At 55.9% G+C, this 19,892-nt stretch carries 20 protein-coding genes; 9 read left to right on the top strand and 11 right to left on the bottom strand.

Annotated features, from left to right (window positions below):
* Positions 1 to 163: 163 nt before the first annotated feature.
* The 3 genes from BXY66_RS10155 to puuE form a co-directional block, all read right to left on the bottom strand.
* A complete protein-coding gene (locus BXY66_RS10155; RefSeq protein ID WP_132859990.1) occupies positions 164 to 1,489 on the bottom strand; it encodes a uracil-xanthine permease family protein in 1,326 nt (441 codons plus the stop codon).
* Between the two features lie 80 nt (positions 1,490 to 1,569).
* A complete protein-coding gene (locus BXY66_RS10150) occupies positions 1,570 to 2,058 on the bottom strand; it encodes an ureidoglycolate lyase (RefSeq protein WP_132859989.1) in 489 nt (162 codons plus the stop codon).
* Entirely contained in the window at positions 2,055 to 3,470 is a 1,416-nt protein-coding gene (gene puuE, locus BXY66_RS10145) for an allantoinase PuuE (protein ID WP_132860418.1), read from the bottom strand. The genes BXY66_RS10150 and puuE overlap by 4 nt, the downstream gene beginning before the upstream one ends.
* 159 nt (positions 3,471 to 3,629) lie before the next feature.
* Between puuE and uraH the strand changes: the two genes are divergently transcribed.
* A complete protein-coding gene (uraH, locus tag BXY66_RS10140) occupies positions 3,630 to 3,983 on the top strand; it encodes a hydroxyisourate hydrolase (RefSeq protein WP_132859988.1) in 354 nt (117 codons plus the stop codon).
* Here uraH and BXY66_RS10135 read toward each other — a convergent pair.
* Positions 3,980 to 4,906 carry a LysR family transcriptional regulator gene (locus BXY66_RS10135; protein WP_132859987.1) on the bottom strand — a complete coding sequence of 309 codons (927 nt, stop codon included), beginning with the start codon at positions 4,904 to 4,906 and terminating at the stop codon, positions 3,980 to 3,982. The two genes, uraH and BXY66_RS10135, sit on opposite strands and share 4 nt — an antisense overlap.
* A gap of 102 nt (positions 4,907 to 5,008) precedes the next feature.
* On the opposite strand from BXY66_RS10135, the gene BXY66_RS10130 reads away from it, so the two are divergent.
* The 5 genes from BXY66_RS10130 (at position 5,009) to BXY66_RS10110 (ending at position 10,533) form a co-directional block, all read left to right on the top strand.
* Positions 5,009 to 6,247 carry a urate hydroxylase PuuD gene (locus BXY66_RS10130; protein ID WP_132859986.1) on the top strand — a complete coding sequence of 413 codons (1,239 nt, stop codon included), beginning with the start codon at positions 5,009 to 5,011 and terminating at the stop codon, positions 6,245 to 6,247.
* A gap of 17 nt (positions 6,248 to 6,264) precedes the next feature.
* Positions 6,265 to 6,915, top strand: coding sequence for a phosphoglycolate phosphatase (gph, locus tag BXY66_RS10125; RefSeq protein WP_132859985.1), 651 nt, complete (start codon positions 6,265 to 6,267; stop codon positions 6,913 to 6,915).
* Positions 6,916 to 7,016: 101 nt separating this feature from the next.
* A complete protein-coding gene (locus BXY66_RS10120; RefSeq protein WP_132859984.1) occupies positions 7,017 to 7,592 on the top strand; it encodes a PA14 domain-containing protein in 576 nt (191 codons plus the stop codon).
* Between the two features lie 252 nt (positions 7,593 to 7,844).
* Positions 7,845 to 9,491 (top strand): SulP family inorganic anion transporter, encoded by a 1,647-nt coding sequence (locus BXY66_RS10115; RefSeq protein WP_132859983.1) that lies wholly within the window; start codon positions 7,845 to 7,847, stop codon positions 9,489 to 9,491.
* 130 nt (positions 9,492 to 9,621) lie between these two features.
* Positions 9,622 to 10,533, top strand: coding sequence for an AEC family transporter (locus BXY66_RS10110; RefSeq protein WP_132859982.1), 912 nt, complete (start codon positions 9,622 to 9,624; stop codon positions 10,531 to 10,533).
* 36 nt (positions 10,534 to 10,569) lie between these two features.
* On the opposite strand, the gene BXY66_RS10105 is transcribed toward BXY66_RS10110, so the two are convergent.
* Both BXY66_RS10105 and BXY66_RS10100 read right to left on the bottom strand, forming a co-directional pair.
* The gene (locus BXY66_RS10105) at positions 10,570 to 11,202 is read right to left on the bottom strand and encodes a CatB-related O-acetyltransferase (RefSeq protein ID WP_132859981.1); all 633 of its coding nucleotides are present in this window, start codon (positions 11,200 to 11,202) and stop codon (positions 10,570 to 10,572) included.
* Positions 11,203 to 11,231: 29 nt separating this feature from the next.
* Complete coding sequence (locus tag BXY66_RS10100) at positions 11,232 to 11,837, bottom strand: flavin reductase family protein (RefSeq protein WP_132859980.1); 606 nt, start codon at positions 11,835 to 11,837, stop codon at positions 11,232 to 11,234.
* A gap of 97 nt (positions 11,838 to 11,934) precedes the next feature.
* Between BXY66_RS10100 and BXY66_RS10095 the strand changes: the two genes are divergently transcribed.
* Positions 11,935 to 12,426 carry a GNAT family N-acetyltransferase gene (locus BXY66_RS10095; protein WP_132859979.1) on the top strand — a complete coding sequence of 164 codons (492 nt, stop codon included), beginning with the start codon at positions 11,935 to 11,937 and terminating at the stop codon, positions 12,424 to 12,426.
* Positions 12,427 to 12,456: 30 nt separating this feature from the next.
* On the top strand, positions 12,457 to 13,224 hold the full coding sequence (locus BXY66_RS10090) for an EcsC family protein (protein ID WP_132859978.1): 768 nt from the start codon (positions 12,457 to 12,459) through the stop codon (positions 13,222 to 13,224).
* An 8-nt stretch (positions 13,225 to 13,232) separates the two neighbouring features.
* Here the strand turns inward: BXY66_RS10090 and ptsP are convergent, their stop codons facing one another.
* The 5 genes from ptsP to BXY66_RS10065 form a co-directional block, all read right to left on the bottom strand.
* Entirely contained in the window at positions 13,233 to 15,476 is a 2,244-nt protein-coding gene (gene ptsP, locus BXY66_RS10085; protein ID WP_132859977.1) for a phosphoenolpyruvate--protein phosphotransferase, read from the bottom strand.
* Positions 15,477 to 15,676: 200 nt separating this feature from the next.
* Positions 15,677 to 16,912, bottom strand: a complete 1,236-nt coding sequence (locus BXY66_RS10080) for an aspartate kinase (protein WP_132859976.1) — start codon at positions 16,910 to 16,912, stop codon at positions 15,677 to 15,679.
* Between the two features lie 81 nt (positions 16,913 to 16,993).
* Positions 16,994 to 17,638: an SDR family NAD(P)-dependent oxidoreductase gene (locus BXY66_RS10075; protein WP_132859975.1), complete on the bottom strand. Its 645-nt coding sequence runs from the start codon at positions 17,636 to 17,638 to the stop codon at positions 16,994 to 16,996.
* A 42-nt stretch (positions 17,639 to 17,680) separates the two neighbouring features.
* On the bottom strand, positions 17,681 to 18,139 hold the full coding sequence (locus tag BXY66_RS10070; RefSeq protein WP_132859974.1) for a DUF1178 family protein: 459 nt from the start codon (positions 18,137 to 18,139) through the stop codon (positions 17,681 to 17,683).
* Positions 18,140 to 18,212: 73 nt separating this feature from the next.
* Positions 18,213 to 18,686 carry an NUDIX hydrolase gene (locus BXY66_RS10065; RefSeq protein WP_243694341.1) on the bottom strand — a complete coding sequence of 158 codons (474 nt, stop codon included), beginning with the start codon at positions 18,684 to 18,686 and terminating at the stop codon, positions 18,213 to 18,215.
* A 713-nt stretch (positions 18,687 to 19,399) separates the two neighbouring features.
* Between BXY66_RS10065 and mraZ the strand changes: the two genes are divergently transcribed.
* The gene (gene mraZ / locus BXY66_RS10060) at positions 19,400 to 19,891 is read left to right on the top strand and encodes a division/cell wall cluster transcriptional repressor MraZ (protein ID WP_132860416.1); all 492 of its coding nucleotides are present in this window, start codon (positions 19,400 to 19,402) and stop codon (positions 19,889 to 19,891) included.
* The last annotated feature ends 1 nt before the right edge of the window (position 19,892 follow it).

Raw genomic sequence — 19,892 nt, 5'->3', positions numbered from 1 at the left:
TGTTGGGAGGATGTATAGTTTAATATTAAACTATATAGGTAGCCCTTGCCGTGCATGGCACCCATGCGCAGGGCGAATTCCTTACGTTAAGGTTAACCTTTTGTGCTTGGCCCAAGAAAAAGGGGGCCCGAGGGCCCCCAATCTGTCTGCAGTGTTACTGGCGTCAGTCTTCTTGCGGAAGCACCAGATTGAGAACGATGGCACACAGCGCGGTTGGTGCGACGGCCGAAGTCATCAACGTCTTCACAACGCCCGGCAGATATTGCACGGCTGTGGGAACAAGGTTCAGACCAAGTCCAACAGCCAGTGAAATCGCGATGATCACCATATTGCGACGGTTCATGTTCACTTCGCTCAGAACGTTCAGGCCGGCCGAAGCCACCATACCGAACATGACGATCACGCCACCTCCCAGCACCGGCAGGGGCATTGAGGCGATCACAGCGCCGATCTTGGGCATAAGGCCACAAACCACTAGCACCAGAGCACCAATCGTCACCACGTGACGGCTCATCACGCCGGTCATGCCAACAATGCCGACGTTCTGGCTGAACGATGTGTTTGGCAGCCCGCCAAAGACGCCGGCTATGGCTGTGCCCAAGCCGTCAGCGTAGGTTGCGCCGGCGATCTCCGCGTCCGTCGCGTCACGCCCTGCGCCAGCTTTGGCTGTGGCCGAAGCGTCTCCAACGGTCTCGATGGCCGAGACGATGGACACCAGAGTAACAGCGATTACCGCACCGAGGCTGAATTCGAACCCGTAAGGAAGCGGTGTAATGCCGGTCACCCAGCTTGCTTTGCCAACAGCCGCGAAGTTCACCATGCCGAGCATGAACGCAAGCGCGTAGCCTGCCAACAAGCCCACGAGAATAGCGGCGCTCGATAGAAGTCCCTTGGTGAAGAACTTCAACACCAGCGCCACAATCACAACAGTTAGAGCAACGGACCAGTGTTTGAGAGAGCCAAAGCTTTCAGCTTCCATCTGGAAGGAAGCCGCGCCGCCGGCCGCGTATTTTATTGCCACTGGAATGAGGTAAAGGCCGATAGCCAATATGACGAGCCCAGTCACCAAAGGGGGGAAAAGCCAGCGTAGATTGCCAATGACCGATCCGAGCGCAAAGTGGACTACGCCGCCGATGATACATGCGGTCAACGCCACGCTCAGGCCCTGTGTTGCGGCAACGCCGGCAAGCACCCCAACGAACGCGAAACTTGTGCCCTGCATAATCGGTAGTCTCGCGCCCACTGGCCCGAAACCGACGGTCTGAAACAGTGTTGCGATGCCGGCGAACAGCATAGCCATTTGAATGAGGTAGATCTGTTCAGGCCCGCCGAAGGCAAGGCCCGCAGCCCCAGCTACGATGATGGAAGGGGTCACGTTGGAAGCGAACATCGCCAACACGTGTTGGAACCCAAGGGGGATTGCTTGCCCCAGGGGAGGTGTGAAATTCGGATCTGACAACTGTCCCGTTTGTGCTGTTGTATCAGCCATTACTCTTCTCCTGTTGAGTGATAAGTTTGCCGCTCTTTTTTTCGGCGGCTTGTTTGATGTCGGGACGTTGCCCGACGGTTTCAGGTCGATAAGACCGTGTAGGGCTCATCGAACCAGAACTCTTCTAAATTTGGGCCATCGCCGATCCTGTCAATCACAGCAAATAGCCCAGGGGCATGAAGGGGCGTCAGTACCCCGTGCCAGGTATTGCGGTAAAAATTGATCCCTTGTCCGGGAGATGTAAGAAACGCTTTGGGCATCCCCGGGCGCCCGGTGTCATCCGGTGCAACAATCACCAGGAATGGATGTTGCGTCATAGGCAAGAACGCCTGAGATCCATTTGGATGGCGCTCCATCATAGTCAGTTCATAGGGTAAGGCGCGGGGCTCAGCATCAAACAGCGAAATGCCTGCGCGCCCCCCATCCGTGAAGTCCAGAGAGGCGAGATCATGATGCCTGCCGCATAGGCCCTGATTGATCAGCTTGTCTGGGGAGGCTCGAAGCGTAATCACTTCACCAAACGGCGCAAAATCTTCTGTTGTCAGCGGTTTGGTGAGGATTGTTGTCACGGTAGAATATCCTGCAGCCTGAAATGGGCGATGCGCTCCACTTGTTTGCAGGCTTCTGCAAACTCAGTGTCTGTGTCATGTCCGATCCGCCGCTCAAACGCTGAGAGGATCGACGCCTTGTTGTGGTCTCGCACAGCGATGATGAAGGGAAAACCGTGTTTGGCCACGTATTCTTCGTTGAGACGCGTAAACGTTTCGCGCTCGGTGTCAGTAAGCAAATCCAGGCCTGCGCTGGCCTGTTCGGACGTGCTTTCCTCCGTGAGACGACCAGCGGCCGCCAGCTTGCCTGCAAGGTCGGGGTGTGCAGTCAGAACGCCGAGCCTTTCAACTTTTGGAGCAGTGCGGAATACGCGGCAAAGCGCATTATGCAGGCCGACCGCGCTGTCGTGGGCAAGACCAAGTTCTAACTCAAAAGCCCCTTCTGCAACCCATTGAGAATGCTCGAAAATGCCGCCAAATCTCTCGACAAACTGTACTTTGGTCATTTGACTTGGACGGTCCATCCGAACGTGCGGATGGTTTGCCTTCCAATGGTCGGCTATGTCTATTCGACGGGGTGTCCAAACGCCTTCAAAGCCTTTGATATAGTTGATAAATTTTTTCAGGCCGGCCAGTTTTCCAGGTCGCCCGATCAATCTGCAATGCAGGCCGATTGACATCATTTTGGGCGCGCCGTCGATACCTTCTTCATAGAGAACATCGAACGCATCTTTCAGATACGTGAAGAATTGCTCTCCGGTGATGTAGCCAGGCGCCGTTGCAAATCGCATGTCGTTGGCTTCAAGAGTATAGGGAATGATCAGTTGGTGATGGCCGCCAACTTCAAGCCAATAAGGAAGATCATCGTCATAAGTGTCTGAAACGTAATCAAAACCACCTTCTTGAGCGACCAGGCTTACGGTGTTTTCAGAGCATCTTCCCGTGTACCAGCCACGCGGGCGCTCGCCCACAACTTCTGTGTGAAGACGAATTGCTTCGGCAATGGCCGCACGCTCTTCTTCTTCCGGCATGTCTTTGTGTTCGACCCACTTAAGCCCATGTGATGCGATTTCCCAGTCCGCGGCCTTCATCGCAGCGACCTGCTCCGGGCTTCGAGCAAGTGCAGTTGCGACGCCGTAGATGGTTACAGGAATATCTGCACCCGTGAATAGGCGGTGTAGCCGCCAGAACCCAGCGCGCGCGCCGTACTCGTAAATGGACTCCATGTTCCAGTGCCGCTGACCGGGCCACGAAGCGGCGCCTGCGATATCCGAAAGGAATGCTTCTGATCCAGCGTCTCCATGTAGGACGCAATTTTCCCCACCTTCTTCGTAGTTTAGCACAAACTGAACCGCGATTTTCGCGTCGTTTGGCCACTGAGGTTGCGGCGGATTGGGGCCATAGCCCCGCATGTCACGAGCGTAACGGTTCACCATATTGAAACTGTGGCCCTGTTTAGTTTGCACTGTTTTATCCGATAGAACGAGGCAATACTTTCATAATATTTTTGAAAGAGCTATCGGGGCGCTCTCTCTGCACTTGCTGTGGCGTTGGGCGTTAAAACGATGATGTGATTGAAAAAGGGGCGAAAGATGGCTGGCTATCTTACTACGCATATTCTGGACACAGCGCGAGGCTGCCCTGCACGGGGCATAAAAATCGCGCTGTATCGCGTATCGGGGAATTCGCACCGCAAGATTGCGGAGGCTGTGACCAATGCAGACGGTCGGACAGATACGCCGATCCTGCCTGAGAGTGAATTCAAGACGGGTAGTTACGAGTTGATCTTCTTCTGCGGTGACTATTTGCGCGACACGGGTCAGGCCGACGGTGAAACTCTGTTTCTGGACAACGTGCCGATCCGATTTGGCATGGATACGGAAGACCACTACCATGTTCCGTTGTTGCTTTCTCCCTTCGGTTATTCGACCTATCGCGGCAGCTAAGCTGAGGCGTTTGCGAGGCTTTTTCGCAATTCTGCCTGAACTCTGGGTGTCATCCACTCGATGAAAAGGCGAGTTTTGGGATCCTGATGTCTTCGGTGAGTGTACAAGAGCGCCATTTGAATTGAGACAGGTGGTGTGTCCTCCAAAATTGGGCGTAGAGTGCCTGCACCAAGGTGCTCTGCAATCTCGAAAACTGGCTTTAGGGTGATACCAAGGCCGTCACGCGCCCAGTTTGTCAGAACGTCACCGTCATCGGACTCAAATGGTCCTTTAACCGCAAACCGTTGAATTCCGTTTGGTGTTTCCAGTGGCCATTGGAATTCCGGGGCGCCAGGGTAGCGGAGATTGAGGCAATCGTGCGTGCCGTTGGTTAACTGGCTTGGTGTTTCCGGAGTGCCGCGTTCGGCAAGATAGGCAGGGGCGGCACATAATACACGATCACAATCCGCAATTTTCTTGATCCGCAGAGTACTGTCTTCAGGCACCCCGAGGAAGAAAGCGACATCCAAGCCTTCCGCTGTGAGGTCCAACTTGCGGTCTGAAAGCCGCAGGCGCAGGTCAATAAGTGGATACTCTCGTTTGAATTCAGGGATCAAAGGAGCGATCAACCTGCGTCCGACCCCGAGGGGCGCGGCGACATGCAAGAGGCCTCTTGGGCTTTGCGTGATGGAATTAACTGCGGCCTCGGCTTCATCAATTGCCTCAAGAATTTTACAGGCACCTTCGTAGAAAATGTTGCCTTGTTCAGTCGGGTTCAGTTGCCGCGTGGTCCGATGAAACAAGCGAACACTCAGGTAGTCTTCCAACTGAGAAATACGTGACGAAGCAACTGCGGCCGAAATACGCTGGTCGCGGGCTGCAGCAGACATGCTTCCGAGTTCATATACGCGGACAAAAGTTCGGATATTGTCAAAGTAGGACATTGGCGATCTTCAGGATATTTTTGAAGCTGTTCGGAGTTTTTCACGATAGAGAAGAAAACGAGCCTGCGCTAGCGTTCTCGGGACGGGTAGAAGGAGCAAAACATGGCTGACTTGGCGATTATCTGGGACTGGCTGGGATTTGCCGTGCGGTGGCTACATGTGATCACTGCGATCGCCTGGATCGGATCCTCTTTCTATTTTATCGCTTTGGACCTCGGATTGCGCAAGGCGCCGGATCTTCCAAAGGGGGCACACGGGGAGGAGTGGCAGGTCCACGGAGGCGGATTCTATCATGTTCGCAAGTACCTTGTTGCACCCGCCGAGATGCCCGATCACCTGACATGGTTCAAATGGGAAAGCTATTCCACATGGCTTTCTGGGGCTGCTCTGCTGATGATTGTTTATTGGGCCGGTGGCGAGCTTTACTTGATTGATCAGGCCAAAGCCGAATTGGCGCTATGGCAGGGTATTTTGATTTCCGCAGCTTCGCTGACAGTGGGTTGGATAGTCTACGACGCACTCTGCAAGTCGCCGTTGGGCGACCATCCTACCGTACTCATGCTGCTGCTGTTCGCGCTTCTGGTGGCCATGGGCTACGGATATAACCAGATTTTCACCGGGCGTGCGATGATGCTTCATCTCGGCGCTTTCACCGCGACGATAATGACCGCGAATGTGTTTTTCATTATCATGCCGAACCAACGGATTGTGGTGAAGGATCTTCAAGAAGGCCGAACTCCCGATGCGAAATATGGCAAAATTGCCAAGCTGCGGTCGACGCACAATAATTATCTGACCTTGCCCGTAGTATTTCTGATGTTGTCCAACCACTATCCATTGGCTTTTGCCAGTGAGTACAATTGGTTGATTGCTGCGCTCGTGTTCCTGATGGGGGTGACCATCCGCCATTTCTTCAATTCGATGCACGCGCGGAAGGGCAAACCATATTGGACATGGGCAGTTACCGCATTTTTGTTCATCGCGATAATGTGGCTCTCCACGGCTCCTTTGACACAATCTGATATTGAGGAAGAAGAGGCGCGTGCTTTGACGCCAACCGAACAGGTGTTCGCGGACGCGGCTGGTTTTGAGGACGTGACGGACATCGTTTTGGGACGGTGCTCGATGTGCCATGCACGGGAACCGGGGTATGACGGCATCCATCGTGCGCCAAAAAATGTTCTTTTGGAAACGCCCTCCGAGGTTGCGGCATATGCCCAACAGATTTTCTTGCAGTCTGGCGTGACGGATGCGATGCCTCCTGCGAACGTAAGCTGGATGGAGCCTGAGGAGCGTCGTGCCATTGTCGCATGGTATCGGGCAGCAAACGGCGACAGCTGATTTGCAGAGGAATTTGCATGGCAAAGGCAGTCATTTTCGATCTGGACGGCACCCTGATCGATAGCGCCCCCGAGATTCAGGATGCGGTGAACCGTGTATGGACATCTCGTGGGTTCGAACCTTTTGACTTGCCGACATTGATCTCCTTCGTTGGGAATGGATTGCCAACATTGGTTCGTTTGGCAATGGAAGCGCGTGACATTCAGGGCGAAGCATACCGGAGCCTGCATGACGAAGTTCTCGATATTTACAACGCGGCGGACGGGTCGTTAACCAAACCGTACGAAGGTGTTTCGGAAACGCTCGAAGACCTTTCTTTGCAAGGTTTTCGTCTCGGAATATGTACTAACAAACCGGAAGGCGCAGCGCGGCACGTGTTGCGATTGCTGGGTTGGGATGATGTGTTCGAAGTCGTGATAGGTGGCGATACCTTGGCTTGGCGAAAACCGGATAGGCGTCCCCTTGATGCCGTTTGTGAGGCTCTTGGAGCTTCGTCCGTGCTTTATGTCGGAGACAGTGAGGTAGATGCGGAAACGGCGGTAGCCGCGAACGTGAAATTTGCATTGTTCACAGAGGGGTATCGAAAATCTCCCCTTTCACAAATTCCGCACGACTACCGGTTTTCCAACTACGACGCGTTCAGCAAGATACTTATGGATGTCTTTTGAGGCTGTTGATCTCTCGAGCCGTCACGCAATCGTCGCTTGCCACTTTGCCCCGTTTTTCTCTAGGCTGGTGACAAACGTGAAATTGTCGGGAGGTGTTCAATATGAAATCGTTTATTGCCAAGGGCTTGTCCGTGATTTCGTTGATGGTTGCAGGCGCGGTCAGCGCGCAGGAAATTGAGGTTACACCCGCAAATCCGCAGCCTTCGGGACTGAAGCAAGGTCTCAAGGTTTCCTATTATACCGGCGAGCGGTCTATCCGCACTGTCGGGAACGCCAAACAGCGAGTGAGCAAAGCGAAACCCGGAAAACCGCTTCCAGGATTGAATTTTCCGGACAAGGGCCGTGGTGCAGAGGTGCTGACATCTGGTCTTGCCGAGCTGGTGGTCGCGGACATCACGGGCTACATCAAGTTTCCGGCAGCGGGCACTTATGACCTTGAATTCTTTACGAATGATGGTGCGGAGTTCTGGATCGGCGGTCAGACGGTGGCAAAACTAAACGGCATCACCCCATGCGCCAGCGCGGGCCGTCCGAAGATCAAGGTGCCAAGTGCGGGATGGTACGATTTCCGAGCCGTTTATTTCCAAAAAGAGGGTACGGCGTGCCTTGAGTCTGAATGGAAAGCGCCTGGCGGTAAGCGCCAGCTGATCCCCAATTCGGCCTTCGGATATAAGTAAACTGCGGATCATTTTCGCACAGAAGGGGGCTTGGCCCCCTTTTTTTGTGCGCAAACTCCAGAGGTCTGCAAAACATCTGCATTACGTCGGCAAAGCGTCGGTATTGGTCACTGCATAAAATTCTGGCTGGAAAGTCGCACTCGGCTGCATAGCACGTGCCAAGATGACGGATCGGCGGAGGTTTGCTTGTGTGAACGGCGCAAAACCGCTAGGGAGCGGCCAAGCGAACACTCCAAACACAGGTAAGCCCCCATGAGACGCGCGGCGTTGGCCATGCTGGCCAAGAATATTTCCCCTCCCAATTTGTCGATCATGCAAGACGAAGGTTTGACCGCTGGCCGGATCAAAACCGAGGTTCTGTCCGGCCTGACCGTGGCCCTGGCTCTGGTGCCCGAAGCCGTTGCCTTTGCATTCGTGGCAGGTGTCCACCCGTTGGTTGGTCTTTATGCGGCCTTCATGGTGGGACTGATCACGGCTGTGATCGGTGGTCGCCCGGGTATGATTTCAGGCGCGACAGGCGCGCTAGCAGTTGTCATGGTCGCTTTGGTGGCTGAGCACGGCGTAGAGTACCTCTTTGCCACAGTCATTCTTATGGGAATCTTGCAGGTCTTTGCGGGGGTCATGCACTGGGGCAAATTTATCCGTCTGGTGCCGCATCCTGTGATGCTTGGCTTTGTGAACGGTCTGGCGATTGTGATCTTTTTGGCCCAGCTCACGCAATTCAAAGACCCCGCCAACACCGAACAATGGTTGGCAGGACCGCAGTTGGCGATGATGCTGGGCTTGGTTGCATTGACCATGGCGATCATTTGGGGATTACCCAAAGTAACCAAGGTTGTGCCTGCACCCCTTGCTGGGATTGGTATCACCGCGTTGGTGGTAATTGGTTTCGGCATCAACGTACCGACGGTGGGTGATATGGCTTCGATCAAAGGCGGCTTGCCGACTTTCCATGTGCCGTTTGGCTCTGGAGAGGGGCTCTACCCGCCGGCACTTTTGGCGCCTTTCAACCTTGAAACACTTTATATCATCCTGCCGTACGCAGTGATCCTCGCGGCAATCGGGCTGATCGAAAGTCTGCTCACTCTGAACCTTGTAGGCGAGATGACCGGCAAGCGCGGTGGCGCATCGCAGGAATGCATCGCGCAAGGCGTCGCCAATGTCACGACTGGTTTCTTCGGGGGCATGGGTGGCTGCGCGATGATTGGTCAGTCGATGATCAACGTGAAATCGGGGGGACGGACGCGGATTGCTGGTATCTGTGCGGCTCTGTTCCTGCTGTTGTTTATCGTCGTGGCGAGTCCCTTGATTGAGCAGATCCCACTGGCGGCACTTGTGGGTGTTATGTTCATGGTGGTTATCGGCACCTTCGCTTGGAACAGCTTTAAGATCATGCGCAAGGTTCCGGCAATGGATGCTTTTGTGATCGTGCTGGTCACCGTGGTGACGGTCCTTGAAGATCTCGCGGTGGCGGTTGTGGTCGGCGTAATCGTGAGCGCATTGGCTTACGCTTGGCAGAATGCGCGTCGCATTCACGCAGTCACACGTGACAGTGAGAGTGATCCCGGCGCGAAAGTGTACGAGATCGAAGGTCCGCTGTTCTTCGGGTCTTCTGACGGCTTCACCGAGCTTTTTGAGATCGACAGCGATCCGGCGCATGTGATCGTCGATTTTGCGCGGTCGCGCGTAGTAGACCAATCCGCGCTGCAGGCTATTGAAACCGTGGCAGCGAAATATGAAGCGGCGGGCAAGCAATTGGTGCTGCGCCACTTGAGCCGTGATTGTCACGAACTGTTAAGCCGTGCCGGTAACCTCATGGTCGATAGCGATGACGATCCCGAATACGAGGTGGCTGTCGATTACTCCGTACGCACGGGCGTGTTCGGAGGCGGTCACTGAGTGACGCTTCGATAAGATGGAATAGGAGAGGGCTGGCTGAAAGGCTGGCCCTTTTTTGTGTCGCCTGCAACGCCTTGTATTGCGGATGAAATGGGCGCATCAATTCGTTGATTGTTCAGGGCCGCACTTCATGACCTTTCTTGCCATTCTGATCGGGCTTTTGCCTTCGTTTTTGCTTGTCGCTTTAGGCGGGTTGCTACGTAACCGACTGAGTGTGAATGCGTGGCAGGGTTTGGATAAACTGAACTTTGAAATCTTGTTTCCGGCACTTTTGTTTGTGGCGGCGTCCCAACGGAAAATCGAAGTAAACGCAATAGCCACAATTGCGCCAATCGTTTGGGGGCTTCTGGCCGTGGGGTTGGCGGTTGGGTATCTCGCACGCAAAAACGGACCTGAGCGATTTCTGGATTTTGCTGGCGCCTGGCAGACGGCGTGGCGCTTCAATACAGCGCTTGCGTTCATTGCAATTGCGACCACGGACAAGGCTGACGCCGGAGTGATGGCGGTCTGTATAGGGATGGCGGTTCCAATGGCGAACGTGTTTGCCGTGGCCGGACTATCACGGGGAGGCAGTCTAGGGCTTTGGGGTACATTCAAAAAAATTGCACTCAATCCCTTTCTTCTGGCTTCGCTGGGCGGCGTAGTCGTGGGGGTCAGCGGTTTGACCATTCCTGCGCCGGTGCTGGCACCGCTGGAGATGCTGGCGGCGGCGGCCATTCCGATTGCGTTGATCTCGGTCGGGGCGACCATGAATTGGGGCGCGCTGGCACGACTTGACCGGTTCAGCGCGCACATATGCGCCACGAAGTTGGTCGTGATGCCGGCCACGGCGCTGGGGGTCTCTTTGGCGTTGGGGGTCGGACCGGCCTTGGCTGTGGTGTTGGTGATCTGGGCTGCCTTACCGACAGCCAGTGCGGCGCACGTTCTGGCGACGGGCTTTGGCGCAGATCGCGAGCTTTCAGCAACATTGGTTGCCCAGACGACCTTGCTTGGCGCGGTAACGCTGCCGGTTTGGATCACAGTGGCGACCTTGGTTTTCTAGCAAGTAACAGGGCGCGCATCAGGCGCGCATTCAAGGTCAAATTTTTGATAGAGCCTCGATGTCTCCAGCCATGATGGCAGGGATGGCAAGGTCAATTGCATCTTTTGGCCAATTCCACCACGCAATGTCCAGCAGTCGGGAAATTGTGTCGTCGTCAAACCTTCTTTTTACAACGGTGCCGGGGTTACCTGTGACGACGCTATAGGGTGGTATGAGGCCTCGTACGACGGCGCCTGCTCCGATGATCGCGCCGTGGCCAATGTCTGCTCCAGGGCCAACAATGGCGCCGTAACCCAACCAGACATCATGGCCCACAATTGTGTCGCGCTGATCGGGTTGATAGTCATCCGGCATTGTTTCGCCAAAGATCGGGAACGGGTAGCACGACAGGCCGTCCAGAGCGTGGTTGGCGGAACTTGTTATGAAACGTACGCCATGTGCAATTTGGCAAAACTTACCAATACGCAAAATGCCTTTGGACATTGGGAAATGGTATGGCGCGAGACGTTGTGCCCAGTCTTGCGGTGGGTCGAAATCGGACGCATAGGTGAAATCGCCAACTTCGATGTTGTCCTGATCGATCACAGCGGACAATAGCGCGGTGCCCATGTGTGTGCTGCCATCAGGCAGCACCACGGGAAATGCGGATTTCGGATCGGGCAGGGGCATGTCTGACTCCTTTGACCCGCGCAATCACATCAGTCGTCGGGACGCGCGAGCGTGAACGTGTTGTCGACCACAGAGTAGTCGCGATAGCCCAGCCGGGCGAGCGGACGGAACGTTGTGACATCGAAGATGCCGTCCACGATGCAGTCGTCACGCATGTGGATGCCGGTGACTTCGCCCATAATGATGAAATTGTTTTCACCAAGCTGCTCGACGATCTGAGTCATGCGGCATTCCATGCTGGCGGGGGCTCCCACGAGGCGGGGGCAGTCGATGGTGTCGCACTGCGCGGCTTCCAGACCAGCGCGTTCGAATTCATCGACGTCCTTGTCAAATCCAGTTGTGGAGACGTTCATTGCGTCGCGCATGGTTTCTTCGACGATGTTGATACAGAACACACCCGTTTCACGGATATTGGCGAGACTGTCCTTGCCTTCGGGCTGGTCCGATTTGGTGCCCGTGGAGGCGAACATAACCTGAGGCGGGGTGTAGGATGTGCCATTGAAGAACGAATAGGGCGCGAGATTGCGTACGCCGTTTGCATCGCGGGTCGAAACCCATGCGATTGGCCGCGGAGTGATCAGGGCGTTGAATGGGTTATGGGGAAGGCCGTGGCCGTCTTTGGGTTCATAGAACATCGCAAGCTTCCTATTGGTTTGCGCCCAGACCTAGCGTCATGTTAGGGGCGAGGAAACAGCAAAAAGACGTGAAGAGGCGCAGGGGAGCGCAGGGGACGTGTTCAGGCTTGCACAGGAAACGGCGGACGACTGGTGGGAGGTCGAAGCGCTTTATGATCTCTGCTTTGCGCCGGGGCGCGAGGCTTTGAGTTCATACCGCCTGCGAGACGGCGTGCCTGCGGTTGAAGCTTTGTCGCTGGTCGCGCGCGATGAACAGGACATTCTGGCCGGTGCTATCCGGTTTTGGCCTGTGCTCATTGGGGCTGAGAAGGCCTTGTTGCTCGGGCCGGTCGCGGTCCACCCGACCCATCAGGGCGAGGGGCTTGGCGGTTTATTGATCGAGGATAGCCTTGCGCGGGCTGTGCAGGAAAATTGGTCGCGTGTGATGTTGGTAGGGGATGCGCCGTATTACAGGCGTTTCGGCTTTGAGAAGCTCGACAATGTGGTCATGCCGCCTCCGACTAACCCTGATCGCATACTGGGGCGCGAGCTTTTTGCGGGGGCTTGGCAGGGTGTGACGGGTGACGTGCACTCGGTAGCCAGCGGTTGATCTGAGGCAATTTGCTCCTAGATTCATCTCATGGATGATTACCAAATATTGCCCTCTGAACCGGCCGAAGTGATTGATCTGGAAGCTGAACTGGACGCGCTAGCAAAGCGGTACCAAGGTGCTTCGGGATTGGGGATCAAGGTGCTGGGGTTGCTCGGTTTGCCTGTTTCGGGATTGCTGTCCTCTCTGCCAAAAGAAGTGCAAGGCGGTTTGGCAACCGGGACCGAAGCGGCTCTGAAACAGGCGGTGAAGCTTGCCGAAAATTCACGTGGGGTTTTGAAGGATCAACCCGATTGGATTAACGCGTCTTTGACGGCCGCGCTGGGCGCAGCTGGTGGGCTGGGCGGCGTGACCTCTGCTTTGGCGGAGTTGCCGGTGACGGTGACTGTATTGCTCCGAGCCATTCAGGCCGTTGCAGTGCAGCACGGGTTCGACCCGAGCCACGACAGCGTGAAGTTCGACTGTCTTCAGGTTCTGGCGGCCAACGGTCCGTTTACCGAGGACGAAGGTGCGGATCTGTCAATGCTGGAGCAACGTGCAGGGCTTGCTGTAGGCGGGGCGAAATGGATCGGGGCGGTCATCGTACCCAGATTGGCACCTGTTCTTGGTCAGAAATTGGCTGCGCAAGCGGTTCCAGTGATAGGCGCGGCGATGGGTGCTGCGACCAACTATGCATTCACAAGTTATTATCAGGACATCGCCCACGTGCATTTCCGTCTTCGCAAACTGGCCGTTGACGCGGATATCCCTCCGGAACAGCTGGTTGAGGGCATGCTGAAGCGGTTGGAGAAAGACTAGGTCTGACGTCAGCTCTGATTGCGCAGATAGGCCATGACGGCGGGGCGCACGGATTGGTCCCCGTTGACGCGGGCCTGATCGATCACATCTTTGATTTCCGCAAGATTCACCCGTCGCAATAGGCTTTTGACCGGACCAATAGATGCGGGCCGCATGGATAGATGGCGCATTCCGATTGCCGCCAGACAGACGGCTTCGATCGGCCGTCCGGCATCCTCGCCGCAGAAACTCAGCGGAGTATTGGTATCGATGCAGCGGTTCACGATGCCTTCGAGGAAGGTCAGAAAGCTGACGTTCAGAGTGTCATAGCGACGACGAACGCGTTCGTTTTCTCGGTCTGCGGCGAAGAAAAACTGTTTGAGGTCATTGCCGCCAATGGACAGAAAATCGACTTCCTCAAAGAAGCGTTTAGGGGCAAATCCCAGCGAAGGTGTTTCCAACATCGCGCCGACTTCCAGAGCTGCGGGGAGGGGATGCCCGAGGATGCGTTCACGTTCCAGAGCCTTGTCGACCTCCGCCCGTGCTGCGCGGTACTCGTCAAACTGAGCGATGAAAGGAAACATTACGGTCAGCGGGCGACCGTTTGCGGCCCTCAACAAAGCCTGAAGCTGCATCCGCATGACGCCTGGTTTGTCCAGTGCGACCCGTACCGCGCGCCAGCCCAGAGCCGGATTGGGCTCATCCTGCGGCGCCATATAGGGCAGAACCTTGTCCGAACCGATGTCGAGTGTTCGAAAAACAACGCGTTTGCCGTCCGCCGCATCCATCACACGGGAATAGAGTTGTGCCAGTTCGGTCCGTTTTGGCATTTGGTTGCGGATGAGGAACTGAAGCTCGGTTCGGAAAAGACCAACGCCTTCTGCGCCGGAGCTCGCGAGGCTTGGCAAATCTGCCATAAGGCCAGCGTTCATGTGCAGGTGTACGGTTTGGCCGTCCATCGATGTGGCGGATTTCTCGCGGATCGAGGCGTAGCGTTCCTGTGCCTTTGCTTCCATCGCGATTTTGTCGCGGAACGCGGTGACAACGTTGTCGTCGGGACGCAAGTGCACGATGCCCTGATCGCCGTCAATCATAACGTGGTCGCCGTTGAGCGCCTCGGTGGTGATGCGCTCTGCGTGGATTACAAGTGGAATCGCGAGCGCGCGGGCAACGATTGCTGCGTGGCTGCCAACGGAACCTTCTTCGAGGATGATGCCGCGCAGGCTGCGTCCGTACTCCAGTAGTTCTCCCGGGCCAATGTTGCGCGCGACAAGCACAGGGTCTGCCGGCATGTCTGCTCCGGTTTCGTTGCCCTGACCGGTCAGAATACGCAGAAGGCGGTTGGAGAGGTCGTCGAGATCGTGGAGGCGTTCACGCAGATACGCGTCGGTGACTTCTTCCATGCGTTTTCGGGCGGAAGACTGCTCCTTCTCCACGGCGGCTTCTGCCGACAGGCCGCGAGCAATGTCCTGCTCCATCCGCCGCATCCAGCCTTTCGAATTTGCAAACATTCTGTAGGCTTCAAGAACCTGCAACTGTTCCTTGTCACCGTTGTTGGCGCCCTCGAGCATGCGATCCACACCAACGCGCAGGGTTTCAACCGACTCTTTCAGGCGTTGCAATTCCGCTTCGGGGTCGTCGGCGACGGGATTGGTGACCACAACGCGAGGTTCGTGCAGCCAGATATGGCCCTCTGCGGCACCTTCCTGGGCACATCCGCCGCGGAACATCACTGATTGCTGATGCAGGGCAGACATGGCAGCGCCTTCGCCCACGAAGGCACCCAGTTCAGTCATCTCGGCGAGCACCATCGCGACAACTTCAAGTGCATAGACTTCGTCAGGAGAATAGGTGCGCTTGTCCTTGGACTGAACCACCAGTACGCCGAGATTGTCGCCCAGTCGCTGGACTGGCACGCCGCAAAAGGAAGAATAAATTTCTTCGCCCGTTTCCGGCATGTACCGGAACCCTTTGGCCGATGGGGCGTCGTCGGTGTTGACGACTTTGGAAGATTTGGCCACGCGACCAACAAGGCCTTCGCCAACGCGCATGCGGGTCTGGTGCACCGCTTCCGCGTTTAGACCTTCGGTAGCGCAGAGTTCGAGCGTTTCTTCGTCGCGAAATAGATAAATAGAGCAGACCTCGGTGCCCATGGAGGTCGCGATCAGATGCGTGATCTTGTCGAGACGCTCCTGACCGGCGCTGTCTTCAGCCAGCGCGTCGCGCAACCGCTGAAGCAGTTTGCGGCTTTCGGTTTGCGTGTCTTGCGCCATGAAGTCTTCCGGGTCCTTGCTGCCGGTCGAATAGAACACAAGCGGCGGAAAAGAAAAACGGAAAATGCCGTATGCCGCCGCGACAGGGTGTCCTTTTCTCCCCGAGGCGACGAAGCAGTGCTTATATTTCTATCAGCTGCCAAAAAAGAAAAAGGCTCCCGACAACTGTCGGAAGCCTTTTGCGATTTATGTGTGAAGCACTAGGCTTTTTCGAGTTCGAACGCATCGTGCAGCGCTTGGACTGCAAGCTCCATGTACTTGCGATCGATCAGGACGGAGATTTTGATCTCGGAGGTGGTGATAACCTTGATGTTGATACCTTCATCCGACAGAACCTTGAACATTTTGGCGGCAACACCGGATTGGGACCGCATGCCGATGCCGACCACGGAGACCTTGGCAACGTCTTCGTCGATCACCAACTCCTGGAAGTTCAAGCCACCATCGTTCTTGAGCTGATCAAGTGCTTGCTCGGCCCGCTTCACCTGATCGGTGGGAAGCGAATAGGTCATGTCGGTGCGACCATCTTCCGAGATATTTTGCACGATCATGTCAACGTTGACCCCGGCATCAGATAGACAGCCGAAGATGATTGAGGCGATGCCCGGGCGGTCAGCCACCGACAGAAGGGTCATTTTGGCTTCGTCGCGGGAGTAGGCCACACCGGCCACAACATTGGATTCCATGATTTCCTCCTCATCGCAGACCAGCGTGCCTGCCTCGTCGGATTGTTCTTCAAAAGAGCTGAGCACGCGCAGTTTCACCTTGTAGCGCATGGCGAGCTCGACAGAGCGGGTTTGCAGGACCTTGGCGCCCAGAGACGCCAGTTCCAGCATCTCTTCAAAGGCGATCTTGTCCAGTTTACGCGCCTTGGGGGAGATGCGCGGGTCGGTGGTGTAGACGCCATCGACATCCGTGTAGATGTCACAGCGTTCCGCATCGAAAGCTGCGGCAAAGGCTACGGCTGTTGTGTCTGAGCCCCCGCGACCGAGCGTTGTAATGCGACCTTCCGGGCTGAGGCCCTGAAATCCTGCGACGACGGCAACACGCATACCTTCGCCAAACTTGGCGTTCAGGTGGTCGGTTGGGATGTCCTCGATCCGCGCTTGGCTGTGCGCGGATGTGGTCAGGAGCGGCACTTGCCAACCCTGCCAGCTGCGTGCCGGAACATCCATTTCCTGCAATGTCAGGGCCATAAGGCCGGCGGTGACGTTTTCGCCGGAGCTGACAACCGCGTCATATTCGCGGGCGTCGTAAAGTGGCGAGGTTTCGTCTACCAGCCCGACGAGCTTGTTGGTTTCCCCCGACATGGCGGAGACGATGACGATAACGTCATAGCCCTTGGCCACTTCAACGCCAACACGCTTGGCAGCGCGGCGGATGCGGTCGAGATTGGCGACGCTTGTGCCGCCGAATTTCATCACGAGAACGGGCATGATCAGTCCCTTGGTCTTTTGTCCCGAGGCGGTTTACGCCGTTGGCTGGGGCGACGCAAGCAGGGAAGCGTCGCAGGGGGCTCAGAAGGCGTGAGGGCGTCCGTCCCAAGTTTCGAAACAACCTGTTGTGTCAAGGTTGAGCGCATCAAACCTGTCGGCGAGCCCTTGCGCGCTTTCTTGGACCGTGATGTCGGCGGCATCACCGCCCATGTCAGTTTTGACCCATCCGGGGTGGTAGATTCCTACCGCAACGCCGAGATGCTTGAGATCCGAGGCGAGGTTGCGACCAAGGTTAAGTGCGGCGGCCTTGGATGCGCGATAGATGTACGAACCGCCGGGGGCTCGCGTGTCGCTGCCCATCTGCGAGGAAATGATCGCGATCTTGGGAGCGTCCGAAAGTTGTAGGTTTGGCAGCAGGGATTGGATTGTCAGAAATACACCGGTTACGTTGGCTGCGAAGCTTTGTTCCCAGAGTTCTGGCGCGTAACCATCAGCGAGGTTCTGGCCTCGGTCCAGAAAAACGCCCGCATTGCAAATCAAGAGGTCAACGGGTTTGGCATCAAGGGTTTTGACCATTGCAGCCTGGCTTTCCGGCGAGGTTACATCCAGATTGAGAAACTCGTCGTTACTGCGAGCTGTGCCAGTGACTTCGTGGCCGAGTTCGCGAAACCGGTGGTCAAGAGCCTGACCGATACCTCGGTTTGCGCCAGTGATAACGACGTGCATGTATTCCTCCTGAAATGCCTCGCGAAAACCGTTTAGGGCAAATCAGTTGGTTTTGCGACCGATATTAAATGGGAGGGGCGCGACCGGTACGCCGTCTTCGATGAGCGCTTTGGCCTCGTCCAGTTTGGCTTCGCCGTAAATCGCACGTTCAGGCGCCGAGCCTTCGTGCATCGCGCGGGCTTGCGAGGCAAAATCCTTCCCGACGTAGTCCGAGTTTTCCTCAACCTGTTTGCGCAGTTTCGCCAGCGCGGCTTCGGCCTCGTTCGCGGGTTCTGATAATTGGGTCGGGGGAGGGGCAACCGGTTCTTGGCTGGATGGCTGGGCAGCAGCGTCCCGCGCAGGGCGCACACGCGGAGCCATCATCGCTTTTTGGATGTGTTTGTCACCACACACGGCGCAGGTGACCATTCCTGCAGCTTTGAGCTTGTCAAAAGCGTCTGCAGATTGAAACCAGCTGTCAAACCGGTGGTCGTTCGCGCATTTGAGAGTGTAACTGATCATGCCTGTGATGCGTTGTGGCTGTCGTCTTGATGTTGTGCGAACATATGGATGCCGAGCGCGGGGATCAAGCGGTTCAGGACTTCAGTTTCGGGTCAAAACCACGCACGATCTTGGCGAGATCGGGCATCAAGATACGTTTTGCCGCTTTTCGGGGACTTAGCCATTTTCGGTCGCGCTGACCACGCTCCGGGAAAGATTTTGTTTTTTCCGCGACCTTGAGTGGGAAGACCAGCACTGTGAATTTCTTGCCGCGGTGAGCGCCTCGAGATTTGCGATACGTGTAAATGCCAACGCAGTGCTTGGACGGTTTGCCTCTGACACCGGCCTCTTCCCAGGCTTCTTGGGCTGCCGCCTTGTGAGGCTTGATGTCTTCCATCGGCCAGCCTTTGGGCAGCAACCACTGACGCGTGCCGCGCGAAGTGATCAGCAGGATTTCGGGTTTGCCTTTGCGCAGTCGGTAGGGAAGTGCGGCAAACTGGATGCGACTTCCTGACTTTCCGGCTTTGCGCAGCATGCTGGCCACGGTCTTGGGATCCTGGCGCCCCATCACAACATCTCGTTCTTGTTCTGCTCTTTGGCCGAACCTAGCCCACTCCGGATTTGAGAGGAAGGTCTCTTCGGTTTGCAGGTGTCCGAGGTGAAAGCGTCATGGGGGGATGTGGGAAGATATGGGATGCGTGGGAATTCGTGGGACGGAGTGGGTGGTTTTGTCGGGAAGCCTCGTAATTTGGCTGGTTTCGGGTTCCAGAATCGCTGTAGAGGGATGGATTCGAGGGGGTAATGAAAATTTTTTGGGATTTTCTGGCCTCATACTGGGTGCGACCAATTTTGTGGATATGTGGGGTCTGCGGGGAGAGTATTAACCATATGTAGTGTTTCTCGGTGGTGATTATGACACATCATCTTGTTTTTCAGGGGGGTGAAAACCAACATTTTGTGCTGAGTGGTGAAAAATCCTGTTGATTTCCATGATTTCCCATGGCATCCCTATATCACACGATGAGGACGGGAATTAAGGGGCGCAAAAAGACCCCGAACAAAAATTCCAAGTCAGGTTTCATACAGGCCCCGCCTTCATCGAAATTAGAGATCCGGCGCGCGGGCGAGCAGAACATCCCCCCAGGTGGCGCGCGCAGCTGGACACCCGCAAAAAGCGGGACGAGGGCGGCGGATTGATCAGTGGCAGCAGATCAATCCGCCGTTTCGTTTCCCGCACCGAGTTAGGCAGTGAGGCGCAGAAAGGCCAGTTCCGTGGCGCTGATGTTCAGAGGCGAGAGCCGCAACAAGGTAGATACGAAAGGTCGGATGTCGATTCCGGCCAAGTTTCGCCGTGTGCTCGAAGCCGGGGACCCTGACTGGAAGAGCGGTGACAATCCAAACATTGTAATCGTCTATGGTGGTCGCACGCGCGAATACTTGGAATGCTTCACCGTTGACGCGATGAACGACGTTGTTGGTCGCATCATGAAAATGCCGCGCGGATCCAAGAAACGGTTGGCGCTGAGCAAGTTGTATCTCACACAGTCGATCGAGGCGTCCGTTGATGACACCGGACGTTTGGTCCTGCCAAAAGAGCAGCGTGACAAGATCGGCCTTGAGGATATGGCGTTCTTCGCAGGTAAAGGGGACACCTTCGAAATCTGGAACCCTGATGCATATGATGCCGCCGAAGCCGAGGCGCTTGAGGCGGATGATGACTTCGATCCCGATCTTGATCCGTCTGTCTATCTAGACGGGGACGAGGATTTCTAAC

Source organism: Shimia isoporae (assembly GCF_004346865.1).
Lineage (GTDB): Bacteria > Pseudomonadota > Alphaproteobacteria > Rhodobacterales > Rhodobacteraceae > Shimia > Shimia isoporae.
The sequence above is the reverse complement of the archived record's forward strand: the minus strand, read 5'-3'. Positions and strand labels throughout refer to the sequence as shown.